General features: G+C 43.6%; 6 protein-coding genes and 1 riboswitch. Of the genes, 4 read left to right on the forward strand and 2 right to left on the reverse strand.

The window, feature by feature from the left end; genetic code table 11:
- Positions 1–260: 260 nt before the first annotated feature.
- A complete protein-coding gene (locus HI950_RS35110) occupies positions 261–608 on the forward strand; it encodes a VOC family protein (protein ID WP_047685110.1) in 348 nt (115 codons plus the stop codon).
- Between the two features lie 176 nt (positions 609–784).
- A complete protein-coding gene (locus HI950_RS35115; RefSeq protein ID WP_169091684.1) occupies positions 785–946 on the forward strand; it encodes an ArsR family transcriptional regulator in 162 nt (53 codons plus the stop codon).
- Positions 947–976: 30 nt separating this feature from the next.
- Here HI950_RS35115 and HI950_RS35120 read toward each other — a convergent pair whose 3' ends face one another.
- On the reverse strand, positions 977–1,627 hold the full coding sequence (locus HI950_RS35120; RefSeq protein WP_169091686.1) for an NADPH-dependent F420 reductase: 651 nt from the start codon (positions 1,625–1,627) through the stop codon (positions 977–979).
- A 133-nt stretch (positions 1,628–1,760) separates the two neighbouring features.
- Positions 1,761–2,423, reverse strand: coding sequence for a hypothetical protein (locus HI950_RS35125; protein ID WP_169091688.1), 663 nt, complete (start codon positions 2,421–2,423; stop codon positions 1,761–1,763).
- A gap of 677 nt (positions 2,424–3,100) precedes the next feature.
- Here HI950_RS35125 and murD point away from each other — a divergent pair.
- Together murD and HI950_RS35135 are read left to right on the forward strand one after the other, a co-directional pair.
- Entirely contained in the window at positions 3,101–4,432 is a 1,332-nt protein-coding gene (gene murD, locus HI950_RS35130; RefSeq protein WP_169091690.1) for a UDP-N-acetylmuramoyl-L-alanine--D-glutamate ligase, read from the forward strand.
- A 231-nt stretch (positions 4,433–4,663) separates the two neighbouring features.
- Positions 4,664–4,741: riboswitch (ZMP/ZTP riboswitch) on the forward strand.
- Between the two features lie 51 nt (positions 4,742–4,792).
- Positions 4,793–5,512 carry an IMP cyclohydrolase gene (locus HI950_RS35135; RefSeq protein WP_169091692.1) on the forward strand — a complete coding sequence of 240 codons (720 nt, stop codon included), beginning with the start codon at positions 4,793–4,795 and terminating at the stop codon, positions 5,510–5,512.
- Positions 5,513–5,622 lie beyond the last annotated feature (110 nt).

Below are 5,622 nucleotides of genomic sequence, written 5' to 3' on the forward strand. Positions count from 1 at the left end.
CTGATTAGAAGTATGATGGAGCTAAGTCTATCGGAAGAATTGATTCATAAGGTAACTGGAGTGAGCTATGAAAGGATCAGGTCGTTAAGCTAACGGGAGACGATAGTTGAACAAACAAGGAGCAGTTTGCTACGGCAGCTGCTCCATTTCTTTATTAAGCTAACGGGCAGTATAGTTGAAAAAGGAACTTAAATTTAAATCTCGAATATCTAATGTAATCGGATAGCTAAAAATTTGATGACAGACAGGAGTTAGATACGATGATAAAAGGTTTCGGGGGAATATTTTGGAGAACTAAGAATCTTGAAGTTATAAAAAAATGGTACAGTGAAGTGTTAAAAATTGAAATAGAAAATTGGAATGGGACTGTGATAAAACCCCAATTAGGAAATGAGACTATCTTTTCTTTCTTTACCGAGAATGACAGTTATTTTCCAACAGAACAACAAGTGATGTTAAATTTCCAAGTACATAATCTAAACGAGACTATTAAGCATCTTGAACATATTGGTGTACCTCTTGCAAAGAAAAAAGAGATTAGTGAATTTGGAAAGTTTATTTGGATTGAAGATCCTGAAGGTCGACTGGTCGAGCTTTGGGAGAAATAACGTGCTATTGAGCTAACGGAGAACGTTAGTTTCACCCCTGAAGGGCTGCCACATGGCAGCTCTTCGTTACGCTAACGGGCAGTTTACTTTAACGAATCGGAATTGACACACATATTAGTGAGTGCTAATACAATTCATATTAGTGAATACTAATTCGTTGTGAAGGACGTGGAAAAATGGGGAATACTAATCATGAAGTAAAAGCTAAGTTCATTCGTGGCTTTAGTAATAAAACAAGACTTCAAATACTCGAGTCCATCAAAAATAGAGAAAAGACCGTTTCAGAAATTGTGGATGACCTTAAAGGGACCGCGAAACGATATCGGCAGCCCCATTAAGGTGGGTAAGAGTACTTTGAAATCAATATTTTAATGTCTTAACAAAGCAAATGCAGAGCCTGGCGATTGCAAGTTAATTTCACTAATCACACATGCAAGCATGATCGATTCTTGTAGAAGGCTTTGCCGTATGTCACCTAAGTCAACAACCGTTGTCCAACCAATATCTTTAAGCAGAGCTCTGACCTGATCTTTAGATGAATTATCGTTTCCACACATAAACATGATTGGCGAACCTTCTTTAAAATTTGGATGGATCATGATTTTGTCGCTGATTGTATTGAGTGTTTTAACAACATTACTTTCCGGCAATAACTTTTGGACTATTACCCCTGCCGAAGTATCTTGAAGGAGTAAGCGTGGGCCGTTATCAAAATGTACGGCATTGCTTACATCAATGATCGTCTTGTTTCTTAGATAGGCCGGATCGATGGTTTCAAGAACATCTTTTAAACAGGACCAAGGGAGTGCTATAATAATGATCTCGCCAAGCCGTGCGGCTTCATGAAATGAAGTAATGCCCACAGATTCGCCTACCTCTTCCTTCCAAGAAACATGCTTTGAGTTATGAGGTTCTCGGCTGCTGATTAAAACACGATGACCTGATTTAACAAATCCCTCCCCTAATAGACAAAAGAACAGGTAAGAAGCGCTATGCCGGAAAGTCCAGAAAAAAATCATTTATACGAGGAACTTATATTGACCTTTAGCGAGGAAAAACTCCAGCATTAATCGCTGGAGCGCACATTTTGAGTTTCTGTGAATTCATACATAACAGTAATTAAACAAATAAATCTATATCATTAGCAGTAAACTAAGTCCCTTCGTTTTCCGAACAACAAAAACAGAAGAATTCATTTGTCTGTACAAATCCATTGCAAACTGCTCCAGGCGGTGGAGGACCTACTATTGGGTCGCATCTGACCGACACAGCAGATACATTGTCAATCGTAAGGTTGATTTCTTGAGTATTAGGAGCTGCAGGTGGTAACGGTCTTTCGATAACGGCACCATCGAAAGTCGTTATGATAATGGTTGCTTGACAAGGAGAGGCCGCAGCTTGAAAACTTGCTGCGCGTATCACTACTCTATTTTGTATATTCGAGAGGTTTTCAACGAAGGTTCTTGTTGAACCACATGGAACATTGTAATTGGCAAAAGTGCCAAATTGCTGAACAGTGCAATTATTTTCATTTTCATTAAGGTCATTAATAAGGGTGTTTGTTGTATTAATAGCATTAGTTAAATTGGAGTTTAAGCTACTATTACCACTACTGACGATAGTAGCCAAATTACTCAAGTTATTAGTAACACTTGAATTCAATGCAATAATTTGGTTGTTTAACGAGTTGAGTAATTCAACTATTTCAATATCACCAGTTCTGCTTATCCTTGCTTTTGGTTTTATTTTTTTACAAGTACAACTTCTTTTTGGATTAGAACATTTTACACAAATAATCTTCACATCTACTGCCAAAAAATCACATCCTATTAATCATTTTATTATTTAGAGTCACAGCCACAATTAAAGTCCATTCCCCACGTTAGCAACATCGAATAAACAAATTGGTATTGTAAATCTTTACAAATTTCGTCCCTGATGAATTTATCCCTTAACAATCTTAAAATGTTCTGTTCAAGAAGGTTATTTAAATTTTGTTCCATAAATCGTTGATATTCAGAACTTCGTTCTAGCATAATTTCCTCAAATGCATCCAGTATTACGATGCCCTCGGACCCTAATTCCAAATGCTTTACTAGACTATATAAATTCATTTTGCTCACAGTATTAATTAAAATTTTTTTTTGTATTTCGTTCAGAATAAGACCTCCTCTCTTCCTCATATAAAGTATTGGGAAGAAGCTTATTCGGTTTGTATAAATGTACAATGTAAAATAGCGGAAATGTTGAAAATAGTCTATTTTTAGATAGATAATCCTTGAAAATGCTTAAAGTGAAAGAAAGCTCACGAATCATAAGGCAAGCGAGCTGGACTGAGTCGCGAGAAATAGGTAGATACGGATTCAGAAGTAGACAGCCTACAACAAAATAATGCCGTGGCGGCTACTTCTTTTCTTTATTAAGCTAACGGGCAGGATAGTTCCAATATGTGGTATATTTGTTTAAATGACATTTTCTAAGCGGAGGTGCTTATGAATCCTGCTTTTGACACCTATATCCAATCGCTGGCCGGTCGGGACATGACCGTCATCGGCGCCGGCGTCAGCAATTCACCGCTGATCCGCATGCTGTGCTCGGCCGGGGCGCGCGTCACCGTGCGCGACCGCAATCCGGCCTTGCCCCGGGAGGAGTGGGACAATCTAGGCGTCGGGTTGCGCCTGGGGGAGAATTATCTGGATCGTGTTGGGGGCGACGTGGTGTTCCGCACTCCGGGCATGCGCCCAGACCATCCGGCGCTGGACTCGGCTCGCGCTGGCGGCAGCCGAGTAACCAGTGAGATGGAGGAGTTCTTTGCGCTGTGTCCTTGTCCTATTTTCGGCGTGACCGGTTCGGACGGTAAGACCACCACCACGTCGTTGATAGCAGACATGCTGGCTGACGGGGGGCGTACGGTTCATCTGGGCGGCAACATTGGCACGCCACTTCTGACGCGCGCGGGCGAGATGTCGCCGCTGGATGCGTGCGCGGTCGAGCTGTCCAGCTTCCAGCTGATGGACATGACGCGCTCTCCCCATGTGGCGGTGATTACCAACCTCTCGCCCAATCACCTCGACTGGCACCGCGACATGGATGAATATACCGCCGCCAAGCGCCGCCTGCTGGATTTTCAGAGTGCTGACGACTTTGCCGTCCTAAACGGTGACAATCCGGCGACCGCCGCACTGCGCGGGCGGGGGCGGACCAAGTATTTCGGCGGGCACACTGTCTACGATGGCGTGATCGACGGTCTATTACCCATCAGTGACATTCGTTTGCCAGGTTGGTATAACGTGGAGAACGTTATGGCTGCCATGACCGCCGTGCGGGGGACCGTGTCTGATGAGGCAATCTTGGAGACGGTGCGCAATTTCGTCGGCGTGGAGCACCGAAACCAGTGGGTGGCAACTATGGGCGGCGTGCATTATTACAACAATTCAATCGGCTCCAGCCCCGCCCGTACCGTCTCCACGCTGCATGCGCATGTGGGCCGAGTGCTGCTGATCGCCGGCGGGCGAGATAAGAAAGTACCGTTTGACGAGATGGCTAGGCTGCTGCCTGATCATGTCAAGGTGCTGCTGTTGATCGGAGAAGCGGCCAGTCAAATCGAGGCAGCTGCGCGCAGAGTGCCGAGTTGCCCGCCTATTGTCCGCTGCGAAGGCCTGGCCGAGGCAGTGGCGCAGGCGCACAAGCTGGCCACACCGGGCGACACTGTGCTGCTGAGTCCTGCATGCACTGCGTTTGACCAATATCGTAACTTTGAAGAGCGCGGGCGTCACTTTGTAGACCTGGTCGGGGTGCTGCACCGGTCGGAGGGAAAGGATTGAACAAGACATGGGCGTTTGCAAGAAAAAGCTGATTGCCCTGATGTATTTTCATCATTGATTCATTACGCTAACGGGAAACGATAGCTGAATAAAGACACGGAGGCAGCCAACCATAATCGGGGCTGTCTTTTTCACGCTAACCGGCAGGTTAACGTAGTAGGCGTTGGTGTCAGTTAATCCTTGTTATAATTGATTTTATAGGCTGTAATTGTTATTATGAGAGGTAATTTAGCACTTATATGTGACTGGCGAAGCATGGGGATCCATGAGGGAGCATATAAGTTGGAGCCGTACGCCTGGGCAGAGGTAAGGGGAATTTCCCCTTACCTCTTTATGTTTACTCGAGAGGAGCAAGAGCAAATGAAAACGATTCAACACGATTTGTTTGAAAAACCATATCCGGGAAGAACGCTTGTCGTAGGTATGACTCCTTCCGGGTCGCATTATGTGCAGGTGTATTGGATTATGGGGAGAAGTGCTAACAGCCGCAACCGAGTATTTGAACTGGATGGATGGAGTGTAAAGAACAAAGCATTTGATGCCGCCCAGATGGAAGATCCTTCACTCATTATTTATTATCCTATCCGGCATTGGGATGACGTGCATATTGTCTCAAATGGTGATCAAACTGATACTATTTATGATGGGTTGCAGCATAACCGGACCTTTGAACAATCGTTAATGCTTCGAGAGTTTGAACCTGATGCTCCGCACTTTACTCCGAGAATTTCAGCCGTGATTAACACAAACCTTAAACAGTACAGTTTGTCGATTCTAAAAACACATGACAACGACCCTTCAATTTGCTTACGGAACAGTTATCAATACAGCAGATTTAAGAGCGGCATCGGTCACTGCATCCACACGTACAAATCGGAGCAGAATGGTGTACTAAAGCCATTTGAAGGTGATCCTTTCGAAGTGCCACTATTCGATTCAATTAATGAAATAGCAGACTTTTATTGGGAGCGTATCAATGCTGAAAACAAAATCGCATTGTTAGTAAAGTTTGTTAATGTTTTAAATCAAGATATTCAATTCCAAATTCGAAATAAGCATTCAACTAACGGAACGCTATAGCTTAATAAACACATAGAGACGGCAGCCGATCTATGAACTGCACCCCGTCAAGTAGACAGTACAAATAATAATAAAGCATTTAAGCGGCCTTGGTCCTAAATTCCATTGGA

This window comes from Paenibacillus sp. PL91, assembly GCF_012935325.2.
Taxonomy (GTDB): Bacteria; Bacillota; Bacilli; order Paenibacillales; family Paenibacillaceae; genus Pristimantibacillus.